14 protein-coding genes and 1 pseudogene are annotated in these 23,679 nt (G+C 60.8%); 10 read left to right on the top strand and 5 right to left on the bottom strand.

Annotated features, from left to right (window positions below; all coding sequences use genetic code 11):
• The first annotated feature begins 581 nt into the window (after positions 1-581).
• Complete coding sequence (locus E2E27_RS05965; RefSeq protein WP_181443588.1) at positions 582-3,287, top strand: PAS domain-containing hybrid sensor histidine kinase/response regulator; 2,706 nt, start codon at positions 582-584, stop codon at positions 3,285-3,287.
• A 78-nt stretch (positions 3,288-3,365) separates the two neighbouring features.
• On the opposite strand, the gene E2E27_RS05960 is transcribed toward E2E27_RS05965, so the two are convergent.
• A complete protein-coding gene (locus tag E2E27_RS05960; RefSeq protein ID WP_141458100.1) occupies positions 3,366-3,968 on the bottom strand; it encodes a PilZ domain-containing protein in 603 nt (200 codons plus the stop codon).
• 257 nt (positions 3,969-4,225) lie between these two features.
• Here E2E27_RS05960 and E2E27_RS05955 point away from each other — a divergent pair, with 257 nt between their 5' ends.
• Positions 4,226-4,900, top strand: a complete 675-nt coding sequence (locus E2E27_RS05955; protein WP_141458099.1) for a response regulator transcription factor — start codon at positions 4,226-4,228, stop codon at positions 4,898-4,900.
• Between the two features lie 150 nt (positions 4,901-5,050).
• On the top strand, positions 5,051-5,308 hold the full coding sequence (locus E2E27_RS05950; protein ID WP_141458098.1) for a hypothetical protein: 258 nt from the start codon (positions 5,051-5,053) through the stop codon (positions 5,306-5,308).
• 881 nt (positions 5,309-6,189) lie between these two features.
• Here the strand turns inward: E2E27_RS05950 and E2E27_RS05945 are convergent.
• Both E2E27_RS05945 and E2E27_RS05940 read right to left on the bottom strand, forming a co-directional pair.
• A complete protein-coding gene (locus tag E2E27_RS05945; protein ID WP_141458097.1) occupies positions 6,190-7,962 on the bottom strand; it encodes a recombinase family protein in 1,773 nt (590 codons plus the stop codon).
• Between the two features lie 362 nt (positions 7,963-8,324).
• Positions 8,325-9,263, bottom strand: a complete 939-nt coding sequence (locus tag E2E27_RS05940; RefSeq protein ID WP_141458096.1) for a nucleotidyltransferase — start codon at positions 9,261-9,263, stop codon at positions 8,325-8,327.
• Positions 9,264-9,967: 704 nt separating this feature from the next.
• Here E2E27_RS05940 and E2E27_RS05935 point away from each other — a divergent pair.
• The 4 genes and pseudogenes from E2E27_RS05935 to E2E27_RS05920 all read left to right on the top strand — a co-directional run bounded on the left by E2E27_RS05935 (position 9,968) and on the right by E2E27_RS05920 (position 18,113).
• Positions 9,968-10,882: a DUF7146 domain-containing protein gene (locus E2E27_RS05935; RefSeq protein WP_141458095.1), complete on the top strand. Its 915-nt coding sequence runs from the start codon at positions 9,968-9,970 to the stop codon at positions 10,880-10,882.
• A 75-nt stretch (positions 10,883-10,957) separates the two neighbouring features.
• Entirely contained in the window at positions 10,958-15,205 is a 4,248-nt protein-coding gene (locus E2E27_RS05930; protein ID WP_141458094.1) for a strawberry notch family protein, read from the top strand.
• Between the two features lie 165 nt (positions 15,206-15,370).
• A complete protein-coding gene (locus tag E2E27_RS05925) occupies positions 15,371-15,880 on the top strand; it encodes a DUF1993 family protein (protein ID WP_141458093.1) in 510 nt (169 codons plus the stop codon).
• Positions 15,881-16,151: 271 nt separating this feature from the next.
• Positions 16,152-18,113, top strand: a pseudogene (locus E2E27_RS05920) (ParB/RepB/Spo0J family partition protein).
• A 272-nt stretch (positions 18,114-18,385) separates the two neighbouring features.
• Here the strand turns inward: E2E27_RS05920 and E2E27_RS05915 are convergent.
• Positions 18,386-19,450, bottom strand: a complete 1,065-nt coding sequence (locus E2E27_RS05915; protein WP_141458092.1) for a nuclease-related domain-containing protein — start codon at positions 19,448-19,450, stop codon at positions 18,386-18,388.
• Positions 19,451-19,740: 290 nt separating this feature from the next.
• Here E2E27_RS05915 and E2E27_RS05910 point away from each other — a divergent pair, with 290 nt between their 5' ends.
• A complete protein-coding gene (locus tag E2E27_RS05910) occupies positions 19,741-21,498 on the top strand; it encodes a DUF1963 domain-containing protein (RefSeq protein ID WP_141458091.1) in 1,758 nt (585 codons plus the stop codon).
• Positions 21,495-21,629, top strand: a complete 135-nt coding sequence (locus tag E2E27_RS19175) for a hypothetical protein (RefSeq protein ID WP_286172847.1) — start codon at positions 21,495-21,497, stop codon at positions 21,627-21,629. The genes E2E27_RS05910 and E2E27_RS19175 overlap by 4 nt, the downstream gene beginning before the upstream one ends.
• Before the next feature lie 378 nt (positions 21,630-22,007).
• Here E2E27_RS19175 and E2E27_RS05905 read toward each other — a convergent pair whose 3' ends face one another.
• Positions 22,008-22,646 carry an SGNH/GDSL hydrolase family protein gene (locus E2E27_RS05905; RefSeq protein WP_141458090.1) on the bottom strand — a complete coding sequence of 213 codons (639 nt, stop codon included), beginning with the start codon at positions 22,644-22,646 and terminating at the stop codon, positions 22,008-22,010.
• 97 nt (positions 22,647-22,743) lie between these two features.
• Between E2E27_RS05905 and E2E27_RS05900 the strand changes: the two genes are divergently transcribed.
• Positions 22,744-23,517 (top strand): hypothetical protein, encoded by a 774-nt coding sequence (locus E2E27_RS05900; RefSeq protein WP_141458089.1) that lies wholly within the window; start codon positions 22,744-22,746, stop codon positions 23,515-23,517.
• The last annotated feature ends 162 nt before the right edge of the window (positions 23,518-23,679 follow it).

The raw sequence follows: 23,679 nt of genomic DNA, 5'->3' as shown, positions 1-23,679 counted from the left end.
CCAAGCCCCATCGTTCAAAGCAGCCACTGCGAACATCTGCTTCAGAGAAAGGCTGCCAACAGCACGGCACCGCCTTTGTCGTCAGAACCCCATGCCCAACCGAAGGCCGACACGTGCATCGGGGGCATCGGTTGACAGCCCTGACTGATAGCAGCTTCGATCAGACGCACGCGCGTTGTCAGCGTCGGGGCGCCGCCAAAGGAACCAGCCCAGACGAGGGTCTCACTATCTGACGGGGCAACGTTTCGATCTCTTGCTGGCGGCCAATGTTGAATAGACCATGCCAACTGAGTTCAGCAGCTTTGGAATTCCTCAAACGCGGCGGCGGCGCGGAGCACACAAGGGCCGGACCGGTTCCATAAGTCCCGCACCATTTCGCGCCGGATGTCGCCCCCACGTTCGGCGAGCTGAGTGGTGATGTCTTGAGGAAACCACCGTAATGCTTGCCCTTTTGGAGACTCAAACCAAAGCCAGCAATCCAAAAGATTGGTGCGGCACTCGCCGCATCCATGCTAATTCAGGTTATGATCCTGAGCTCGTACGGTAGGCGTTCCATCAGGGCGGCGGGAGGAAAAGCACCAATGAACAATGCCGAGTTTGCCGAGATTCTTGACGCGGTCTCTCAAGGCGTTCTCGTTTTTGGCGCTGATCGCAAAATTTTATACTGCAATCAGGCCTTTCTGGACATCACAGGGTTTGATCGCCCGGATGTCGCGAATGTCCTTTTCAGCATCATGCAGGGCCCGCACACTGATCCCGACACCCTCTTGGCGATCGAAAAGGCGATAGACTCCGGTCGTGAGTTTTCGGCCGAAATCCAAAATTATCGGAAGACCGGTGACACGTTCTGGTATGAACTGACTTTCAAGCCTAAATTTCATCAGGATGGCACGCTACGCCATTTTATCGGCATATTGCGCGACATCTCGGCTCAAAAGAGGGCAGAGTTCGAAGCAAACCATCTGAAGTCGGCCTTTGATGAAAAAAATAATCAGTTGGAATTGATTTCCGGATTTTTGAAGAATGCGCAGCGCATCGCAAAAATTGGTGTATTTGATTATTCGGTTGGAGAGGACCGCCAATATTGGTCCGATGAGCTGATATCAATGCTCGGCTTCCCGAAAGAGAATTTCCCAGCGCCGGTGGATGTCTTTGTCAGCCGCATCGACAAAGGTGACCTTCCCCTTTTTGAGGAACTGTTCGACCAAGCGGTGCGCAATGGATTGCCCTACGAGATCACGCTCAAAGTGTATCGGTACGATGGGCGAGCGATGTACATGCAAGTCATTGCTGATGTTCGTGACGTGGCGGGCGATCGGCGGATAACGGGGATCGCCCGCGATGTGACCGACGAGACGGAGGCTGCCGCACGGTTGCTGGAGGAAAAACAACGCTTCGAACTGGCTGCCCAGGCTACGCTAGACGTTATCTTCGATTGGAATATCGAAACCGGAGCATATTGGGCCAATGAGGCCTTCGAGACGGTCTACGGTTATCCCGCTCCCAGTCATATCGGTCTGTACGGCTTGGAAGGCATTAGCGCCGTGAAGGCCGACCATGACCTGGTGCGTAGGGTCACGCTCGAGGCAATAGAGGCCGGTAAGGAGCGCTATTCCGTCGATTATTCGTTCATCCGCGCGGATGGAAAAAGAGGTCATGCAGCCGTGAGGGCCTCTATTGTTCGCGATCCGACCGGCAAGGCGCGTCGCATTATCGGCACCGCGACGGATGTGGGTCAGCTGACCGATGCGATGACGGCCCTGGAAGCATCCGAGGAACGCTTCCGCATAATCGCCGACACTGTCAGCGACGTATTGTGGGATCGCGATTTCGATACCGACACAATTTGGGTCACACCGGACTGGCCGACCAAGCTGCGCATAGCAATTGACAGTGATGTAAGGATGGACCGCTTTTTCGATGATCATGTCGAGCCGGAAGAGGCCGTGAGGGTACAAAAGTCATTCCTTGAAGCGATCAAGTCGGATGCGACAGAATGGGAGTGCCAGTATGGCCTGATCGGATCAGACGGGTCCAGGATCGATCTGGCGGTAAAGGCAGCAATTTTGAGGAATTCTGACGGCCGGGCCCAGCGCATGCTGGGCAACGCGCGCAACGTGACATTCGAAGTTCGCCAGCAAGAGGGTTTCACCCGCGCGCGCGCGCTGGAAGCGGTCGGGCAACTGACGGGCGGCATCGCCCATGACTTCAACAACCAGCTCATGATCATTCAAGGCAATGCCGAGCTTCTCGAGATGAGTGCGCTCGATGAGGATCAGTCCGAATCCGCCGCCCTGATCAATCAGGCCTGCGTGAGCGCTGCAGATCTGATCCAGCGGCTACTTTCCTTCTCGCGCCAGTCTCACCTGCGGTCCGAGCGGGTCGAAATCGCGCGACTGATCCCCAATGTCGTGGCGCTTCTGAGGGCCGGCATCCCGGAATCAATCACGGTGAGGTGCAAGGTGCCCCCCGGGATCTGGCAGGCGAAGGCCGATGCAAATGCGCTGGAACAGGCAATCATCAATCTCGCCGTCAATTCCCGCGATGCGATGCCTAATGGGGGCGACATCATCATCGGCTGCGAGAACCGGATCATCTCGGGGGACACGCATCCCTTCGCAGCCGAACTCGAGCCGGGCGAATATGTCGAGCTGTCCGTCACCGACAACGGCCATGGCATGGCGCCCGAGGTGAAGGCCAAGGTTTTCGAGCCCTTCTTCACAACCAAGGAAGTGGGCAAGGGCACCGGGCTGGGGCTGAGTACAGTCTACGGTTTCGCCAAGCAATCGAACGGGCACGTGATCGTCTACAGCGAGCCTGACCGGGGGACGACAGTGGCCTTGTATCTGCCGCGATATACCGAGATCGTGGAGCAATATATGCCAGATCTCGTTACCCGATCGGCTCACCCGGGGAACGGGAAGCGCATCCTGCTCGTCGAGGACCAGGAGCGGCTGCGAGATCACGTCTGCAAGCTGCTGACGAAAATGGGTTACAAGGTGACGTCCGCTGCGAATGGCATCGAGGCTTTGTCCCTGTTGCAGGATGGCCAGAATTTCGATCTGCTGTTCACCGACGTGATCATGCCCGGGGGATTGAACGGCCAGGAGCTTGCCCAAAAAACCACGAAGCTCCGCCCAAGCATGAAGGTGCTGTTCACCTCGGGTTACCCTGCCTCCGCATTCGAGCATCTCCGGCTCGACGAGGTCGAGCACATCAAGCTTCTGAAGAAGCCGTACAGGTCCGCAGAACTGACAGCGGCGCTTGCGGAACTGCTCGAAAACTAGTTTGAAGCTGGCGTCCGGCGCACCTTGTCGGACTTACCACCCGGCCTGCGCGTGCGGTGCAGACCGGGTGAAAGGAGCTCAGCCGTAAGCGTATCTCAGAGTCTCTTCAGCATCCAACACGGCCTCCGATGTCTGCTGGATCTTGGTCACGAGGTCGCGAAAAACCACGGGGTGAACGGGGTGGGTGAAGCGCATGCCGAACAAACTGTCCCGCACCCAGCGCACAGTCGCAAGCTCGAAGTGAACGCCGCAAATGCCGAGCGAAACCAGTTGTCCGGGCGCCGGAGTGCGCCGGCTGCTGATGCAGGCTCCGCGGATCGAAATGTTGTGCAGGATTGCCTGCTCGCGCTGGCCATCAACATAGAGCTGCACCCCGACCGAGAGCGGTAATCTGACCGATCGCGGGGGGAACATGAGGTGGATCACCTCCGCTTGCCCGTTGCCGTCGGTGCTGAGGCCACACAAGCCATCGCCTACCCAGCGCACCACGCCCCGATGCATCGCGTTCGAGTCGAAACAGAAATCAATCTCCTGACCTTCGGCGACGCCCGGAAAGGCATCAATGCAAACGCCGGATTCAGAAATATTGCGCAGGGTCACGAACTGGATGCCGGCCTCGGTCCTGACATAGGCGCTCTTGAATACGGATTTCGCTCGCGGTTCCTGTCTCCGCTCGATCATCTGTCATCCCCTTCCAGATGCACGCAAGGGATATGCGGTGCATGTTGGGATGATTAGCGCAGCCCGGCAGACCAGACTCTTTCACGGCGTGCCGGTGGACCTTTGCAATTGGCGGCAACGCGCTTTTAACCGTGACGACTGCGACAGCGACTGCAGATCGCGTGAAGCGCGTTATCCGCATTGATGGCAAAAGGGGTGCATTAAAATATTCAATGTGTTAGCTTGCTCTTTCCGGGGGGTCAACGGCGTGCCTTTGCATGCAAGCCACGAGGCTGAAAGCCTCTGAACAGACCTTGGAGCGAATACCGATGTCGAAAACGGAAAGCGAAGCTCCCCTGATTGCCATCGTGGACGACCAGCGCGATGTGCGCACAACGGTCAGCCGGGGGCTTGAGCAACATGGCTATCGCGTGCACCCCTTCGTGGGCGGCGCGGACCTGCTCGAAGCGCTTGAATATTTGGAGCCCGACTGCATCCTGCTCGATGTCCGGATGCCCGGTCTCGACGGCCTTTCGACCCTTGCGCGCATCCCGCCGGCGCGACGGCATGTCCCTGTCATCTTCTTCACCTCTCACGGCGATGTTCCGCTCGCTGTCGAGGCAATAAAAAATGGTGCGGCAGACTTCATCGAAAAGCCGAGCACCTTCGAGACGATCGTCCGCAAGATAAAGGCAGCAATGCTTGCCAGCCGGCCATCGGTTGAGAAAAGTCGATTTGCCGCGCAGGCACGTGAACTGCTGGCCGATCTGACACAACGCGAAAATCAAGTCATCCGCCTGGCGTGTACGGGGAAGCGCAACAAGGAGATCGCGGAAGAGCTGAACATCGGCGTACGGACCGTCGAGTTCCACCGCTTTCAGGCGATCCACAAGCTGGGCGAAAGCAACCTTCTCAAGGTCGCAAGGATTTTCGAGGCTGCCGAAAGAGAGTGAGGTCCAGATTCGTGTCCTCGTCAACCAAGTCAACCATCTGGCCGCGGACGCACTGGAGCATCACCTGCGCGAATTCGGACACACGGATGAATGCAGCATACGCTTGGGCGATCTGCTCGATCGTCAGGTTGACTTGAGCCAAACCGGATCGTGATCGACATCTTTACACGCGATACTGAGGGCTTCCCACGCATCGGGCTGTTGAAAGGCAGGAAAATGCGCACCGCGCCGACCCTGCCGATTGCGAGCAATCAGCCATATCGAGGCCTGATCAAGGACATAAAGTCCAATTCCGTTCCGCAGGCACTCGTCGCTTTCGGCGCGATCAGATTCCTGGCAAGAGCTGTCTGGCTTCAGGCACAGCAAATGGCCCTGAAGGGCTGGGTGCGAAATGAACCCTTGGCGTGAATTTCCCATCCTCCGGCGGTACGCATGGACGAGACATCGAGTGGAGGGCGAAGGCTATTCGAACCGCGGGAGCAAGGACTTCGCTCGTATAGTTTGCGATGCAATCCACTCACTCATAACACCGTGACCAAACCACAAGTCGCTCGAGTGGGAAATGGAACCCGTTAAACCGGCGAGGCCGTGGCGCCTGTGCGGGATCAGGTCCACGCCCCCTGAGAGACGGCGTAGTGGCGGCTGAAAGAATCGCCGTGCGCAAAATCATGGCCACGATCTGCACCGCTCATGACGTAAAGCGAGGCGTCGCCACACGAGCCGATCGGGCAAGCCGATGTGCTCCTTGCGTCATTCCCCAGCAGGTTTCGCACGAAAGCCAAAGGCGCATCGACGGATAAGCGCAACTGGTAAGCGAAATGGGGCAGAGTTTCCGGACGCGCCTGGGGACCGTTCCAGATGCGCGCCCGGACACTTTGTGCAACGGCATCTCCACGGACACAGAGGGGGGGCTCCCGTGAAGACGCGCGATGGTTTTCAGACGAATCTGAAAAGACCGTTTCAGCGAGATAGACCCGCACGGGATCGAGCGGTTTGGCTCGCTGCGCGAATCAAATAACGGCCTGTGAGGTAACAAAGCGTCATGATCCATTCCGGTAGCTCTACGGGCTTCGGCCAGCGACCCCGCCGATGGTCGCTCAAGCGACGCGGTACCAAATTTGGTGTTTCCAGAATGACGGGGAAACGCCATGCGCGGACGGGTTTGGCCATCACCTTAAACGTGAGCCGTTCTGGTTTTTTCTCAAAGCCAGACATGTCTGAAACTTGGCGGGTGACCGGGGGCCAGTGGATATAATGCCAATCCCAGCCCGAGCGCTGTTCGTTTCAGCCTACGGTTTTCGCGGCCACATCCCGTCGTGCTTGCCCGGTAACGGGTCGCGGCGCGGGACAGCAAATCCCAGCAATCGGCGTTGCAGACCCCAGTCGGTCGGAATGTTCGTCGCAAGCAGTTTCTGACGCGTCAGGTTCTCCGGCTGCGTTCCGTCGAGGATTGCGGTTACGATATCCGGAGCAAGGTAATTGACCCTGATAAGCCGCGAGAACTGCGACGCGCGCATTCGCTGTTTTTTTGCCAGCTCTGGCACGCCCAGCTCGCGATGCTCGTCGACAAGCCGCTGCGCTTGCCTTGCCGCGTGGATCAAACAAATGAGACTTCTGTCGCGTCTGCCATCAATGTCCTCGGCGCGAGGCTTTATGTGCAGGGTAGGCCACTTTTCGGCGGATGGGATCCGGACTTCGATCGAAAACTCATACCTGGCCTCGCTCAGGGCCCAGTCGCGTGGCCGAGCATGAAAGGCCGAGTGGTCGTCCCATTCCAGAAATCGTCTCAGCTCGATCGCGCGAACGGCTATCGCCACGTTCTCGAGACCCAGTTCGATCTCGCAAATCAGCGCCCGAACGATGTCCCCGACCTTGTCAGTGGGTGTGCGGGCAAGCCGGCCTGCTGCCGACTTTCCAAGTTCCGAAAGTTTCTCCAGTTCAGCGCCGCGTATACCGAGCAATTTGAGTGCCGGTCTCACGCGCGCCCGGTCGCACAGAAACTCTCCCAACGCGGCAAGAACCAGTTCGTCGAAACGTGTCGCGTTGCACCGGTACGCCTTGATGTGCTGGCTTCTCGACCAGTGAGCATCAACCGACGCGTAAAAGGTGAACACCTTGCCAGCCTTGCGCTGAACGTCGATGTACATAGGCCGCCCGAGGCCATCACGCAGGAGCCCCGCGAGGAAGTGGCTGGTATTCTTCGCGTGAGGCCCGGCTTTCCGCCGCGCACGGGTCAGTCTTTCCGCAGCATTCCAGGTATCCCTTGAGATGATCGGCATATGCCTGCCGGGATAGTTGCGATCGTGTCCCCGGATCTCGCCGACGTAGACCGGGTTCTGCAAGACCGAGTGAACGATTGTCGGCGAGACAGGCTTACCCCCTCTCGTGCCCCCCTTCCTCAAAGGCTTGGTAGAACTCCGGAAGCCATGCGTTTCCACGGCTCGCTGGACCGCGATATATCGTTCCGTCCGCAGAAACTCCGAGAAAATGAAGCGGACGATCGCTGCCTCGTTGTCATCGATCACCAGCTCGTCCGCGACGACCTGATAACCAAACGGTGGCTTGCCTCCATGTATCTTGCCGTGCCGCTTGCGCGCGCGGAGGCTGTCACGAACCCGCTCTGCGATCATCTCCCGCTCGAACTGTGAAAAGGTCAGGAGAATGTTCAGTACCATTCGACCCATGCTGTCGGAGGTGTCGAAAGCCTGGGATATGGAGACGAGCGTGATGTTCCTTTTCTCAAACAGGTCAATCAGACGCACAAAGTCGACAAGGCTTCTCGTCAGCCGGTCAACCTTGTAAATGACCACCGCATCGATTTTCCCGTCCTCAATGTCGTGCATCAATGCGGAAAGACCTGGCCTGTCGAGATCGCTGCCAGACTGGCCTGCGTCATCGTATCTTCCGGGCAGTTCGACCCACGACTTGTATTTCTGGCTCGTTATGTAGGCGCTGCAGACTTCCCGCTGCATCGCGAGCGAGTTCATCTCAGCGTCGAGACGATTGGTTGTGCTCTTGCGTGTGTAGATCGCGCATCGCTTCACGGAATCTTGCCCTGCCATTCGCTCCTCCTCCAGATCGGATCAGATTGTGCGTCTGTCGGCAGAGAATCCGGCTACATTGTGCCCGCAACATGAAGACGGACGCGGTAGCGATGACAGCAGAGTTTTTGAGCGGGCTCGACCCTGAGGCGATTTTCAGGATCCGGCGAGACCTGGATCTTGCCATAAGGAACGCAGCCGGCCCTGCCACCGGAAAAATGCCGGAAGGTCTGTGCACGCAGGTCGCACACATGCTGTACCTTCTAGAACTGGCCGTCCGAAATCATCATGACAGTTCGGCTGATGACCAAGGGGCGACAATCAGGCTTCCTCAGGTACTCCACTGACGTCAACACCTCGATTTGATCGACGGGAGCGAAACGCTATGCCTTGTCGCAAGCTGCCCGGGACGTGACCCTTAACCGGTCGATCCGCTCAGAACATACGTCGTGTACAACCCGGCCAAGTTCCTTCACACGTACAAAAAGCCAGTCGAGCTCCTCGGTTATGATATGATAATGCTCGGAATTGTGAGCCTTGACGTAGGCATCTTCGAGCTTTTCGAACCGGGCCCGGTCCTTCATTAAGTCGTGCGGCCACACGCAGGCGAGGCGCGGATCGCTCCGCTCGGCGTGCCTGCGCAGAAGGCCGAGGTCATGCACAGGCGGCGTGTCGAAGGTCCATACGAGCAGGACGCAGCGGTACAAGCACTCGCAGGTCTGGTGCAACAGGAATGCAGCTTCCTTGTTGAAGTTCTGTGAGATGGCATCCTGCGCGAGCACGAGCTTGCGCCTTGCCGTCAAGAACCAATCGTCAAAGCATTCTTCCGCCATGGCCAGCGACTGGTTCGGGGTCATGGGCCCAGGCGAGTGGAGCTCAGTGTCATCGGACTGGTAAAGCGCAACGCCTTCCTGCTTCGCAGCCATGAAAATGGAGTGCCCATGGGCGAGCCCTTCGTTCGCCTCCTGCAAGGTGTGGACGATGAAGTTTACAGGTGTCCTCAGGGTCTTCGCTACGCGGAATTCGCCCATCAGCCGATCCTCGAGCCTTTCCCAGTATTTGACACGGTCGGTCAGCCGCTTGTCGTTGACGATGATGAGCAGATCGAAATTCGGCCCGTATCCCTCGGCCGTGTCCTGCTCATCGACCCAGATACCGCGCGCATGACTGCCGCACAGAATGATCTTGAGGATGCGCGCGGGGTTGTCCCCCCCGTAGTTGGAAAGCGCGCAGGCGTCATCGAACGCCTCGAAGATCAGCTTAACCACGCGTTCAAGCTCGCGTCGCTTTCGGGCTGAAAGATGATCGATATCGGTGCGCATGGCTTCGCCTGTTTAGCAACAGATTGAACCACTTGCACCCGCCTTGTGCAAAGGCGCGCCGCGGATGCTCCACAATGCTCACAGGACGCGGGCTCGGGGGATTGCGACCTTGTCGCTGCCCTCATTAAACAGCTGCACAAGATGGTCCCTCCGTATGGCCGGCAGCACGACACGCTTGCCCCGATGCGCGCTGCAGGAATGCCTGTGGCACGGCTCGTTTTGGGCGGGCGCGCGAGCGCCTCGCAGATCTGGCTGCGATCCGCGTCTGCGGCGCTGAGACCGGCCAGTCGGGCGGCGATGCCGAAGACGTGACAGGCGCTGGCCTTGATGGTGGTGCCAACGGTCGGGCCCCCTGCGTCCGGGCGCTCCACCGTCGGCGTGAAGGCGCATGGTCATTGCCAGGCTGAGCGATGGCGCGCTGGCTCTGGGGGGGCAGTCCGCCAGCTCCTCGCGAACCGCGTGACATAGCAACCCCATGACATATCGTACCTGTCCTATCAGCTTCACTCGATATGCCACGCTTTTCTGCCGCGACTTGCGCGCGGGGTACCAGCCTTTCGGACTGACCGATCGGCAATTATTCCAATGCCGCAAATCCAACGCTGCAATCGTCAGGCTTTGGCGATTCGAGTGGCATTTCGAACCGTCGGGGTAAGAGCAGAGGGATGCTCACAGCGTGGCATCTGGCAGGCTCAGGAGCTCGCATGTCCTCTCTCGAATTCGTCACCGACAATCGCTCGCTTATTGCGACCGCCCGCCGCATCTGCGAATCGCGAGGGGGCAAATGGTCCGGCACAAGGGGCATGGCCTGCTGCCCAGCGCATGATGACCGCACGCCGTCACTCGGTGTGTCGCTCGGACGACAGGCCATCCTCTTCCACTGTTTCGCTGGATGCGATCAGCAGAGCGTGCTGGCTGCTTTGGCGCGTGAAGGTTTCGAGGCACCGGCGCTTTTTTCAGCTTCTGCGATCACCAACGAACCCGAACCGACCAGCACACGCAAACCCTCGGCGGCAGCGCTGAGGGTCTGGCGCTATGCACAGCCACTGCGTGCCAGTCCGGCAAAGGCCTATCTTGAGAGTCGCGGCATCCTCGCCGCATCTCCGGCGCTGCGCTTTCATCCGCGAACGCCGCTTGGCCCGAAAGGACGGACCCGCTTTCTGCCCGCCATGATCGCGGCTGTAAGCCTCGACGAGGGGCCGATCGCCATCCACCGCACGTTCCTGTCTACCGAGGCTTCAGGCAAGGCCGCTCTCGACAAGCCGAAACGCGCGCTTGGCGCGCTCGGTGAGGCTGCTGTCCGCCTTTTTGCTCCGGCTTCCGGCCAGCTTGGCCTTGCCGAGGGTATCGAGAGCGCGATGTCGGCCTATGCGCTAACCGGCATCCCCGTGTGGACGACCCTGGGCAACGAGCGTTTCGGCCTTGTCAGCGTGCCCGAGAGCGTGACCGCACTCCACCTCTTCGTCGATCACGATGCTGGCGGCGAGCTGGCTGCGTCGCGTGGCCTGGCCGCTTATGCCCGCGATGGACGGACGATCCACGTTCGCAAACCATCGTCAAGCGATACAGACTGGAATGATGAACTGACAGCGTGGCTGCGCCGCAAAGCGGCGCCGTAGAGGAGAGAGGGCTTCTCGAATTCCTGATCCGGCAGAGGGCGTGTCCCGATGCCCTCATCAGGAGGACGAATTGCCATGTTTCAATCAGACCTGTTTCCAGCCGGCGAGCAGTTGTCCTCAGTGCCATTGGCTTACGCCGTCGGCGCCAGGATTGCCGCGCTTCTCGCTTCGGGACGTCACCTTGCCCGCGCCGACATTTCCCGGCTGTTCGCCGACGAGACCGGCGCCCTGGACTGGGGAAGCGCCTGGACCATCGATGATTACAACAACGCGGTCGAGATCGGCGCACTGCTCTGGCTTCGCGAGTCCTCGCGCATCGACCTGGCGACAAGCGTGCACGAAGCAGAAGCGCGTTTGGACTGGCTGGAAGCAGCCTTGCCGCCGCGGCTCGTTCGCAGCGAAGGACAGGTCGAGCTGCAGCAGTTCTCGACCCCGCCAATGCTCACCTGGATGATGGCAAAGGCTGCGGCTCTCTCCGCGCGCGACACGCTGCTCGAGCCGTCCGCAGGCAATGGCGCTCTTGCTCTTTGGGGCAGCGTCCAGAACGCCTCGCTGGTCCTCAACGAGATCGATCCGGCAAGACAAGACGCCCTGAGCCTGATCTTCCCTTCGGCCACCATCACTGCGCATGACGGGGAACTGATCGCCGACCTTCATCGCGGCCCAGGTCCGTCGGTCGTAATGATGAACCCGCCGTTCGCGCGCAGCCGGGAACGCGGCAAGGATGGCAAGACGGCGCAGCGCCACCTGCGGAGCGCGATCCGGACCGTTGCCAATGGGGCAAGGATTGTCGCCATCATGCCCGAAGGCTTCGACGCTCCCACCTTCGCCAAGGCACAAAACGAAGCGGCGCTGCTCCTCGATGTGCGCCTGCAACAGATATTTCGCCATACAGGGACAGGGGTCGCGGTTCGCCTGGCCGTGTTCGACAAGACGCCGACTGCGTCCTCGCCCGCGATCGCCGGAGATACGGCCGACCTGGTCGCGCTCCACGAGCTGCTCAACGCGCTTCCGCCACGCGTACACACCTCCGCCAGCCCCCGTCGCCTGCCAATCGGGAAGCCAGTCTGCCTCGTTGGCAAGACCTCTACTCCTCGCCCGCCGGTCCGGCCGTTGGCGCCGTTCGCTGCGACACCAGCAGTCACAGCGAATGCGATCAATCTTGCCTATTCGGTCTTGGCCGATCCAGCGCCAGTGCCCGAACAGACCGGCATCTACCTGCCTTACCGGCCAAGCCGCATCGCGTTCGAGGATGCGCCGGTCCATCCTACCCCGCTCGTGGAGTCGGTCGCCATGGGTTCGGTCGCGGCGCCTCAGCCGGACGTCATTCCGCGCCTTCCCGCAGGTTGGCACGCCGGTGGCCTGTTGTCCGAAGCGCAATGCGAGACACTGGTCTATGCTGCCCAGGCATTCGCACGCGATCTTCCGGGTCGCTTCAAAGTCAGCCAGGAAGGCACCTCGCTGGAACTGTCCGAGGATGGGCGCTCCTACCGCCAAGGCTTCTTCCTCGGCGATGGCACCGGAGCGGGCAAGGGACGGCAGATCGCAGCGGTCATCATGGACCGCTGGCTCGCCGGCGAGCGCCGCCATGTCTGGATCACCAAGAACGAGGCGCTCCTCGAAGATGCGCGGCGCGACTGGGAAGCGCTCGGCGGGCTGCCGCTCGATCTCCAGCCGCTCTCGCGCTGGAAACTCGGCCAACCCGTGACGATGCCCGAAGGCATTCTCTTCGTGACCTATCCGACGCTGCGCTCGGGGCGCGCCGAGGATACGCGGCTTGACCAGCTCCTTGCCTGGGTGGGCGAGGACTACGACGGCGTGATCGCCTTCGACGAAGCCCATGCGATGGCCAATGCGCTCGGGGGCTCTTCAATCCGCGGCAAGGTCAAGGGCTCCGAACAGGGTATCGCGGGCCTTAGGCTCCAGAACCATTTGCCGCGCGCCCGCGTGCTTTACGCGTCTGCCACGGGCGCCTCGGACATTGCCAATCTTGGCTACACCACTCGGCTCGGCCTGTGGGGACCTGAGACCGCTTTCCCGACACATGAAACCTTCATGACCGAAATCCGCGCTGGCGGCGTTGCGGCGATGGAGCTCGTCGCCCGCGACCTCAAGGCCCAGGGGCTCTACCTTGCCCGTGCGCTTTCCTTCGCCGGGGTGGAGTACGAGATCCTCGAGCACAGCCTGACCGACGCGCAGGTGAAAATCTATGACGCCTATGCCGATGCGTGGGCAATCATTCACCGCAATCTGGAGGCCGCGCTCGAAGCAACCCGGGTGGTCGACGAAGACAGCGGCGATACGCTCAATCGGAACGCCAAGGCGGCAGCGCTGTCGATCTTCGAAGGCACCAAGCAGCGCTTCTTTGCCCAGCTCCTGCTTTCGATGAAACTGCCGAGCCTGATCCCCGCGATGGAAGCAGCGCTTGGCGAGAACCATTCGATCGTGGTGCAGCTGGTCTCGACCGCCGAGGCCATGCTCGACCGGCGTCTCGCCGACCTCTCCGACGAGGAACGCGAAGCGCTCGATATCGATCTCTCCCCGCGCGAATACGTCGTCGACTACCTCGCCAAGGGCTTTCCGGTACGCCTGATGCAGGTCTTCGCCGACGAGGACGGCAATCTTCGCTCCGAGGCGATGAGCGACATGGAAGGCAATCCAATCTTCTGCCCGCGCGCCGTGGCTGCGCGCGATGCGCTGATCGAACAGCTTTGCGCACTGCCGCCCATCGCCACTGCGCTCGATGCGATTATCGAACATTTCGGAACCGACGCCGTGGCTGAGGTGACGGGCCGGACCCGCAGGCTTGTCCTGGGCCGCGATGGTGAGCAGCGCCTCGAACGGCGTAGCCCCAGTGCCAATGTCGCCGAAGCGCAAAGCTTCATGGAAGGCACCAAGCGCATCCTGGTCTTTTCGGATGCGGGCGGCACGGGGCGATCCTATCATGCCGACTTGGGTGCCAGGAACCAGCAGCGCCGGGTGCATTTCCTGCTCGAGCCGGGCTGGCGCGCCGACAACGCCATCCAGGGTCTCGGTCGTACCAACCGCACCAACCAGGCCTCGGCCCCGCTGTTCCGCCCGGTAACCACCGACGTGAAGGGCGAGCGCCGCTTCATCTCGACCATTGCGCGAAGGCTCGATGCCTTGGGCGCGCTGACGCGCGGTCAGCGCCAGACCGGCGGACAGAACCTGTTCGACCCGGCAGACAATCTTGAAAGCGACTATGCGCGCAACGCGCTCAGCCGCTGGTTCCAGATGCTCTATGACGGCAAGCTTGAGGCCACGAGCTTCGGCAACTTCGTCGAGCGAACCGGCCTCCGTCTCGAAAACTCCGATGGCGGGCTGACCGACAATCTCCCGACGATCCAGCGCTGGCTCAACCGCATTCTCGCGCTGCCGATCGCGCTGCAGAACGCGATCTTCGAGGAATACCTTGGCCTCGTTGAAGCGCGGATTGAAGCTGCGCGCGAGGCCGGAACGTTTGACCAGGGACTGGAAACCGTCAGGGTCGATAGTTTCGAGGTCCTCGCCGACGAACTCCTGCGAACCGATCCCGTGACCGGAGCCGAGACCCGTCTTGTCTCGCTCGACGTGTCGAGACACCTTCGGCCTCTACGCTTGCAGCGCCTGGCGCGGATGCACGAGATCGGCAGCACGCACGCGATCCCGATGCGCAACGCACGCTCGGGCAAGGTCGCGCTGTCGGTTCCTGCCCGGCGCCTCATCGCCGACGATGGGGCCGTGATCGAACGCCGGCGCCTGCTGCGCCCGCTCAAGTCCGCCAACTGGACGCTTGAGGCGCTTGCTGAAAGCCACTGGGAGGAGGTGGGCGTCACTGCGTTCACGAGCGCCTGGCGGGACGAGGAAGAAGAGGCCGCTGCTTCACCGCTCACCGAGCGCGCCCATCTTGCCACCGGACTGCTGCTCCCTGTTTGGAAGCGCCTTCCCGGCGATCATGTCCGCGTCACCCGGCTCGTTGCTAAGGACGGCCAGTCGATCATCGGGCGCGAAGTGCTCGATGTCGATCTCGCTGCAATCGCCGAGACCTTTGGCCTTTCCGGAGTTACCGGACCATCGGCAGAGCAGATCGGCGACCTCGTCCTCGCCAGCGGCAAACCGCTGGGCCTTGCGAGCCACGATCCCCTCACCGTCAAGCGTTCGCTGGTTGGCGGCGAACAGCGCCTTGAACTGACCGGATTCTCGCCCGATCGGCTCGACTGGTACAAGAACAAGGGCTGCTTCACCGAGATTATCCGTTACCGCACGCGGCTGTTTGTCCCGGTGTCGAGAGCCTCTGAGATCCTTGTTGGGCTCGGCGTCTAGGCCAGCAGGGATCGCCGCACCTCACGTCGCGTCCCTAGGAGGCGTTTCGATTTAGGAGCCTCACAAGCGTAGGATTATTCTGTTCTTGATGGATCGTTGACCGCAGGGGGATTGACCACGTTCCAATGCGATCTAGGTAATCAACGCCCGGATGGAGATACTCGAATGCAATACGCCGCCTTCGCATCGCAGACTTTTGACAACATGCTTGGCACGCTTGACCACCTGCTAGCGAAGGCAATTGAAGCGGACATGTCGGACACGGTTCTCGACGCCCGATTGGCGGATGACATGTTTCCGCTAGAACTGCAGTTCCGCGTCGCGATCAACCAGGCGCTGCTCGCGCTGCAGCAGGTTGGGATAAAGGATGTCCCGCTCGAGGAAGAAAGCTATGCCTCGCTGGCCGAGGTGCGAGACCGTGTCGCGGCAGTCCGTGCCCGCGTCGCCGAAAGCAATCTGGCGGACTGGTCACCAGCGACTGGCGAAGTCGATCTGACTCTGCCTAACGGCGTCCGTTTCGTAATGTCCGCAGAAGAAGACATTCGCGACTGGATACTCCCAAACTTCTACTTTCACTTGACGCTCGCCTACGCGCTGTTGCGGCGAGAAGGCCTTGAGATCGGCAAGATGGATTTCCTCCCTCACATGGAAAGGCACATGGTGCGGGTAAATTGAAACCGCGTGGGGTTCGAGCGCGCTGAAACTCCCCTTCCGACAGCCTGATTGCTGACAGAGCAAAACCGGCCGCAACTACTCAGCCAAAATTGAAGCCAAAGGGTGCCCGCGTAATGGCGCTGAAATCCCGATCAGCCATTCCCATTTCGAAATTTTCTGGGCCAAGCTGGGAGTAATGCTCACCGATAATCTGATGAGAGTGGAGGTAGCCCTTTGGGCTTGTGGGCCTCGTGATCCTCACCTGCGCCTTCATTCCATCAGGAGAACACCCATGATCCAGTCGATACCCTTGAAGAAGCTCGTCCCGAGCCCGCGCAACGTTCGCAAGTCGAGCGATGTCCTCGCCGACCTCCAGCTGCGGGCAGACATCGCCGCGCGCGGCCTGCTGCAGAACCTCGTCGTGCGCAAAGGAAAGCGCGGCAAGTTCGAGGTCGAGGCCGGCGGTCGCCGCCTCGCCGCGCTGCAGGCGCTGGCCGAAGAGGGCACCTTACCAGAGAACCACGAAGTCACCTGCCTCGTCATCGAAGGCGAGGAAAGCGAAGTGCGCGAAGCCAGTCTTGCCGAGAACTTCCAGCGTCTCGCGATGAATCCTGCCGACGAGGCGCAGGCCTTTGCATCGATCATCGACGCAGGTGCTACGGCCGAAGACGTGGCGCGCCGCTTCGGCCTCACCGTCCGTTTCGTGGAAGGGCGCCTGCGTTTGGCAAGTCTCGCACCCTGTGTTTTCGAAGCACTCGCTGAGGGCACGATCACGCTCGACATGGCCAAGGCCTACGGCGCCATTTCTGATGTCGAGCGCCAAGCGCATGTGTATGCCGAGCTGCAGGATGCCTGGTACCAGATCACGCCCGACACGATCCGCCGTATGGTGCTGGATGCCACGGTGCGCGGCTGCGATCCGCGCGCGGTGCTGGTCGGACGCGATGCCTACCTCGCTGCAGGCGGCCGGATTGAGCGCGAACTGTTCGACGATGATGCCAGCGAGAGCTGGATCGATGTCGCGCTGCTCGAGGACCTTGCCCACAAGGCCATGGACGAAGCCGCAGAAAAGACCGCGGTCGAATACGGTCTGGCTTGGGTGCGCCCGACGCTTGGCAACTACGTCAGCCAAGACCTTGTCGAAGGTCTGAGCCGTCTTCCTTGCGAGCGTGCGCCGATGACCGAAAAGGAAGCGCAGGAGCTCGGCGAACTTGAGGCTGACTACGACCGCGTCGCCGCCGTGCTCGAAGACGAGGACAGCAACGAGGACGAGGTGGCCAAGGCCGAAAAGGAGCTGGTGGTGATCGACCGCGCGATGCGCGCGCTCAATGACCGTCCCCCCGTGCTTGCCGACGAACTGAAATCCGAGGCCGGTGCTTTCCTCGTCCTCTCGCGCGATGGCGAACCGACACTGGTCCCGCAGTACTACACGGAGACCGAGGTCATCACCGACGAAGGTCCTATCGAGGCAGTCGAGGACAGCGGAACGGCGAAGCCGAAGGGCAGCTCGCTGTCGCAGCGCCTGCTCGACGAACTCGCGATGCAGCGCCGCGATATCCTGGCGATCTATCTCGCGAATGATCCGGCGCTCGCACTCGACTTCTTGGTCTTCACGCTTGCCGATGCCGATGGGCATGACTGGCGCGCCAGAAAGGCCTCGACGCTGGCCGGTTGAGTCGCGTCCGGCCCGGTTGCCGGGTTCGAGGCCAAGGATGCGCCGGCGAGTGCTGCTCTGGCCGAGTTTGCCGAGTCACTTGATGAAAGCTGGCGTACGGGGACCTGCGACGTCGAGCGGTTTGCGAGGTTCCGGGCGCTGTCCGAAGAGGCGCGTTCTGCCTGGCTCGGCCATGTCGTCTCGCGCACGCTTGTCGCCAGCCTGGCCTGCGAAGGCGAGCGCTCGGTGCCGATGCACGAAGCGCTGGGCTTGTTGCTCGAAATCGAAACCGCGCATTGGTGGCGTCCCACGGCGGCGAACTACTTCGACCGCGTCGCCAAGGCTCGCACGCTCGAAGCACTCGACGCCGCCGGCGGTCCCGATCTGGTCAGTCGCTATGCTGCTTCGAAAAAGGCCGAACTGGCAAGCGCCGCCGAGCGCATCTTCTCGGGCAACTTCATCGGTGAGCCCGACGTCAAGGCGCGGGCGCTGGCCTGGGTGCCTTCGATCATGCGCTTCGCCGGCTCCGAAGAAGTCGAACTGGCCGAGCACGAAGGCGACGACGCGGTTAGTGCCGAGATCGCCGAGCAGGCTGCCTGACCCCTCCTGACAGGTCCAGGTCACTCGGCGGGCGGTCCGTCCCAATCGGGACGGACCGCCTTCTTCATATCCGATTCGCGGCCGAGTGCTGACAGGCGGCTATAGAGAACCAAAGCTTGATTGCCGCCATCCCCGGCGCGACCACCGGGCGACCGCTTGCAGCCCACAAAGGGTCGTTCACAATCGCCGCATTGAACGTCGGCTTCCTCCAGAAGCAGCCGTTCCGCTTTCGGACTTACTCAACGATCATGCTCATGACCGGAGGTGGGTGATTAGGCCCTACGACGATCCCACGCTTGGGCCAGTCGGGCCCCGATCTCGCACCGCACTTCGCCGTAATCTTCGACCTTCACGATCCAGTTCCTGAAGCGCGGGTGCCAGCGACCGCGGCCCTTCACAGTGCCGCGGACAATGTCGATCAAAGGTTCTACCGGCGGATTACGGACGGCCACCTCTGTATCGCCTAGTGCGGTGAAGGTAATTTTCCCATGCGGAGTCATCATGGGTGACAAGTCAAGGCCTGGTTCCTCCAGCATCACCTTGGCTGGATACGCGGTGGACTCATCTGTAGCCAACGGATGGACCTTGCCCTCCTCTTCTCCTCGTTTGTTTAAGGCGTTCGCCTGCGCAAGCCCCAGCCGCATTTTCCAGTCGAAGACGATGGGAGTGTGTGCCCCGCACAATTTTTCGCCCAATTCGCGCAGCCAAGCTGTATCGCGTTTCTCCCAGAATAAGCTTGCGCTCATCTTTACCATCGCCAGCGCACTGAGATCGGCGCTCTGACGCTCCCACCATTCGCCGAATTGATCCCACTTCACGATTGTCACATCGTCGCGCACCTGACGTCGATCGACGCTGGTGGTCGGGGCCACGAGAACCAGCGGCAGCACCTCAAGGCTGGCGTATCCATTCGCTTCCAGCCAGCGCCGCAGCACGATCGCCTGCATTCGTGCCTGCTGGATCGGCGAAGGCACAGGCTGCGGCTGCTTGCCATACCAAACCGTCCATTCCCCGTGCGCGTTGCATTGCATTCGCCCACTGTAATTTTTGGTCTCGCACAGCCAGATACGGCCTTGCCCACGATGGATGACGAGATGATCTATTTGCGCGAATTCACCGCGCACCCCGATCCGCAAATCGTGAAGCAGGCCTGTGCGGTCAGATTCGCCGAAGATGCGGTTCAACACATGCGCTGCATCCCGCTCGCCCTGGTTGCCGGCGGTCAACTTCTTGTATTCGCTTTCGAGCCGACGCTTCTGCGCAGCGTCGCACTGGCTCGCCAATCGCGCTAGCTCTGCAAGATCGCTGCGGCGCTCGTCCGATTGCTTCAAAATCATACCGGGTTCTACCTCTCCCTGCGTTAGCTAAGGCATTGAAGTTAATGTTCGGTATCCCGGTTTCTGGCACCGCTCGACGCATCGGCATCGTCGAGCAATACACGAGACTGATCGTCTCTCTATCCGCGCCAGATAGCGATGTGCATCTCAGGCCTTGCAATCGCCTTTTTGCAAAGTCGGCGAGAGCCCCCCGTCCCCTTCAGGCTCCTATATTCTCTAAATTAACCTAAACAGTGTTAATGTGCGGCTCAGTTTGTCCGCCGCTGCACGCATGAAAGGGTTTCGCCGCGATGGAGCCTGCTTCCAAGTACACCTCGCTTATACTGCTGGTCAGCGCTCTGGTGACAATCGTTTTGCTCATCCAACGGGTGGCCAAGCGCCGCGCCGAGAGCCGGGCGGCGGACGGCGAAGAGCAGGCCGAGGCGCACGCCCTGCAACCGCAAGCCCGGCCTCCTGCAGAGTCTGTGGTCGGCTCTGACATTCCCGGCGCGTCACCGCCTGCCGATCGGCTTGCCCGCATCCGCGCTGCGCACGGCGAGCCGACCGCGCCCCGCGTACTGTCCAAACCTGTCCGGACCGCTCCGCCCGTCGGTTCCTCTCCTCCCGCTCCACCGGCCCTGCGCAGTGAGCGCGTTACTGCCGTCCTGCGCCGTCAGGTGCCGGTGCGCGATGAGCCGCCGCGTTCGTGGCTCGGCGGATTGCCGATGATGCCCGACGCAGTCGAATGGCCGCGCGGAGTGAACGAACAATATCCCGAGCGCGGCGAAATCCCACTCCACTTCCTCGCCCAGATCGCTTGCGAGGATCTGCCCGCCGAGATGTGGGTCGGCCTCGGCCCGCGCACAGGCTGGCTGCTGTTCTTCATCAATCCCAACCACTTCTCGGGCGAGGGTAAGGGCCTTCACCGCGTAATCTACACCAGAAAACTCGGCAGCGAACGTCGGCCACCTTTCGATTGCGGCCCGGTGCACGACAAGGTCCATACCGGCGGTAGTTACAACTGGCTGGATAAGGACGACATTCCCGCCTTCTGGCGCCGCTGGCCGATCGACATTGTTCCCATGCCCAACGCGCTGACCCTGCACGAGGAAAACGGCAGCACGTGGAAGAGCGCCAGCCCCGACAACCTGTCGGAAGTCCTCTACGCCGATGTGCCTCACAGCAAGACCGAATTCGCCAGCCCGATGCCGCGCATCCGGCCATTGACCTTTGGGCAGGCGCAAACAGCGGTGGAATCGCTGGCCAAGTCGCTGCGTTTCAAAGTCCGCTCGCCGATTGACGACAAGGCGCGCGAATTGCTGCTGGCCGACGGCGGCCATCAGCATCTCATTGCAGAGCTTGGGGCAGGCCTTGAGCGCCTGCGCGAAATAGCCCCCGATGATCGCGGCGAGGGGCAGGCCCGGCGGCTCGCCTTCCTCGAGGCAGCGGTTCCCGAATACCGCTCAATGGATGCCGCAAAGTTGCTGGAAAGCATCGAGACCCGCCACGCCCAATGGCTCGCTTGGCGCGAGAAGCTGGCGGAGGGCTGTGATCAGATCACGGCGATGCTCGGCAAGAGCGATGCCGATGCGCCATTGCAGGAAGATTACTGGCAGCAATTGACCGCGACCTTTGAGGGCAAGCATTTCGACCATCTCGAACTGCGCCACAGCCGCATCCGTGCGGGGGATTTCCCGGTCTCGCTGATGTCGCCGCGCGAGACGATCGAACTCAAGCCGCCGCAGGGGATGGATCAGATCGCAATCGAATATTACCTCGATCCCGCGCGCCGTCACCTGCTCCCGGCCGATTGGGCCGCCGCGCAGGAACCGGCCTGGCGCGCGCTCTACAACAACCGCCCGCACCGGATGGGCGGCTATCATGACGGGGTGCAGAGCGAACCGATCGAGGATCCCGCCTTCGGGCAGATGCTGCTGATGCAGATTGCCACCGACGATGCGATGGACTGGTGCTGGGGCGATGGCGGGGTCTATTTCTTCTGGATCCGCCCCGAGCACCTCGAAGCCTGCGATTTCAGCGGGGTCGAAGTCTGGCTGGAGTGTCATTGACGCCGAGTTTCGCGCTACGGGATGAGGGCACGATCAGGCAATCCGAGGACGACTTCCGCGCGCTGGTCAATGCAGGCCATGGCGCGCGCGCCGTCGCCGTGGTGCGCCCGGCAGCGCTGGCCAACGGGTAGAATGAACTGGCATAGCTGATCGATCCGAAGACGGTTTATTTCGTAATCGATCCGCCGGGACAATTGCTGGATGAATGTACGGAATTTGCCGGTTTGGCCGGGGACGGCGGGGTGCTGCGCCGCAGCCTGCATTGAGAAAATGGTTCCGCGCCTACAGAACGGCAGGGGCCGATCCACATGAAAGCGGAGCATCCGCGTGTTTAGGATCTGCTCGGCTGCCGACTCATAGCCGATTGTTTAGATAAGGACCGCTCATGTCTGCTCGTGACAGAAGCTTACGATGGAGCGCGGCGTTGCGAACCGTCAGGAAACCATTTTTACGGTGTTTAAGGCCAAGCTTTAACAAGCCGAATGCCGAATGTCCGCCTCATGAAGCATCTACGAGGGCTGGATCGTTTGCCCATGAGATCGACAACCGACCTTTGGTCCTGGCAAGATCCGGTGCCGGAAACAGCTGCCGGAGTCATGTTGAAGCACGTCGAAGTCGGAGCAGTTGCCTAAGGCGCCGGAACCGTATCGCTCACTCAAAGCATCGCCTTCAATATGGCAAAATCCGCTGCCGCACTCGCCAGCCAGTGCACGATTAAGGCCCGCGATCCGGGCATTCGCATCCGTCTGACTGCCCGCGCGCAAAGTGGTGGACAAGTCGATCACTTGGGATGTGCCGGCAAAGCGATGCATGATCGCGCGATAGCGAGCGGAAGTCTCGAGAACTGATTTGAGTTGCAAACTGTCATTTGCGCCCAGCATATCGACCGAGATAATGGCTTTGAACCGTAAAACTTTGTCAAGCCGCGCCAGCGCGCCTGAGGTGGTTTCGTACTCGATAGCCCGGTTCACGACGCCGCAGCCGGGCAGGGCGGTTTCCCACTTGCCGCGAGCCGTGATGCTTTCAGCCAACAGTGCAACGCGCCCCTTGGCCGTGTGGTCATGGAACCACTGCACGCGACCAATATAGTAATCATTGGCTAAGGTCTTTTCTGGCCGGCAAGGCCAGAATGAAAAAGAATAAGCCACGGCTATCAATACAGCAATTGCTGCAATAAGGGCTCAACTCCGAATCATCGTTCGACGATTGGCAAACCCTGATATGCAGCGAAATCAAAACATCGAAATGGTCCGCATCGCCGCGGCATTCGGGATCGTGCTGTTTCACAGCGGGGCGAGCGGATCGGCGCTGGGATATTCTGGGCTGATCGCGTTCACCGCTTTGGCAACGCACTTCGCTGCAGGCGACACCGGCAAGCTGGCCCGGCGCTTGCTTGTGCCCTGGGCTTTCTGGACGGTGTTCTATCTTGTCTGGCGATTTGCAGCCGACGGGTCGCCCTTCCATGACGGCATGAACCCGGTGCAGTCGATCCTTTACGGCTCGCACCTCTGGTTTTTGCCCTTTATCTTCGCGGCCAATCTGCTGGCCGCCCGGCTCAACCCCCACCTTTGCGCGCTGCTGGCCTTCGCGCTGCTTGCTGCCTCACCGCCGTGGCGCGGAGTGCAGTTAGATGCGGCAGTGCCTTTGGCGCAGTATCTCCACGCCATCCCGGCGGCGCTGCTGGGCGTGGCATTTCGTGAACGGTTGGGACTACTGATCGGCGGCTTGGGATTGCTATTGTGCCTAGTCCTCAACGTTGACGGGGTCAGTCTGCCTTATGCGGTCGGCGGGGGCGCGGTGATTGCCGCGATCATGTTACCTCACCTTCCATACAAAGTCGAAGCTGTGTCGGCCTGCATGATGGGCGTCTATCTCGTGCACATCGCGGCGCTGGGGGTGTTCAACCGGATTACCGGCCCCGCGACACTCGCGACGGTTGTTCTGGCGTTCCTCGCCTCACTGGCCGGGGTGTGGCTGTGCCGCAGGATTATTCCGCGCAGCAAAGCCATCCTTGGCTAGCAGCGGGAAAAGTTGACGGGACGGTGGCGCATGATTTTACGTGGCCTACCCGTTGTTCGTTCGCTCTTTGGGGGGACGACTCGGCGGCAAGCCGGTCGGCCAAAACGGGGTCGTTTCCCGACCGGCAGCTTTTATCTGAAAGCCCAGATATCGGTCCATCCT

Source organism: Porphyrobacter sp. YT40 (assembly GCF_006542605.1).
Taxonomy (GTDB): domain Bacteria; phylum Pseudomonadota; class Alphaproteobacteria; order Sphingomonadales; family Sphingomonadaceae; genus Erythrobacter.
This window is presented reverse-complemented; position numbering and strand designations above follow the sequence as displayed.

What these genes read in the sequence shown, in the direction of transcription:
- E2E27_RS05965 (WP_181443588.1), top strand. Translation starts at nt 582, where the DNA reads ATGAACAATGCCGAGTTTGCCGAGATTCTTGACGCGGTCTCTCAAGGC.
- E2E27_RS05960 (WP_141458100.1), bottom strand. Translation starts at nt 3,968, where the DNA reads ATGATCGAGCGGAGACAGGAACCGCGAGCGAAATCCGTATTCAAGAGC.
- E2E27_RS05955 (WP_141458099.1), top strand. Translation starts at nt 4,226, where the DNA reads ATGCAAGCCACGAGGCTGAAAGCCTCTGAACAGACCTTGGAGCGAATA.
- E2E27_RS05945 (WP_141458097.1), bottom strand. Translation starts at nt 7,962, where the DNA reads ATGGCAGGGCAAGATTCCGTGAAGCGATGCGCGATCTACACACGCAAG.
- E2E27_RS05940 (WP_141458096.1), bottom strand. Translation starts at nt 9,263, where the DNA reads ATGCGCACCGATATCGATCATCTTTCAGCCCGAAAGCGACGCGAGCTT.
- E2E27_RS05935 (WP_141458095.1), top strand. Translation starts at nt 9,968, where the DNA reads ATGTCCTCTCTCGAATTCGTCACCGACAATCGCTCGCTTATTGCGACC.
- E2E27_RS05930 (WP_141458094.1), top strand. Translation starts at nt 10,958, where the DNA reads ATGTTTCAATCAGACCTGTTTCCAGCCGGCGAGCAGTTGTCCTCAGTG.
- E2E27_RS05925 (WP_141458093.1), top strand. Translation starts at nt 15,371, where the DNA reads ATGCAATACGCCGCCTTCGCATCGCAGACTTTTGACAACATGCTTGGC.
- E2E27_RS05915 (WP_141458092.1), bottom strand. Translation starts at nt 19,450, where the DNA reads ATGATTTTGAAGCAATCGGACGAGCGCCGCAGCGATCTTGCAGAGCTA.
- E2E27_RS05910 (WP_141458091.1), top strand. Translation starts at nt 19,741, where the DNA reads ATGGAGCCTGCTTCCAAGTACACCTCGCTTATACTGCTGGTCAGCGCT.
- E2E27_RS05900 (WP_141458089.1), top strand. Translation starts at nt 22,744, where the DNA reads ATGGTCCGCATCGCCGCGGCATTCGGGATCGTGCTGTTTCACAGCGGG.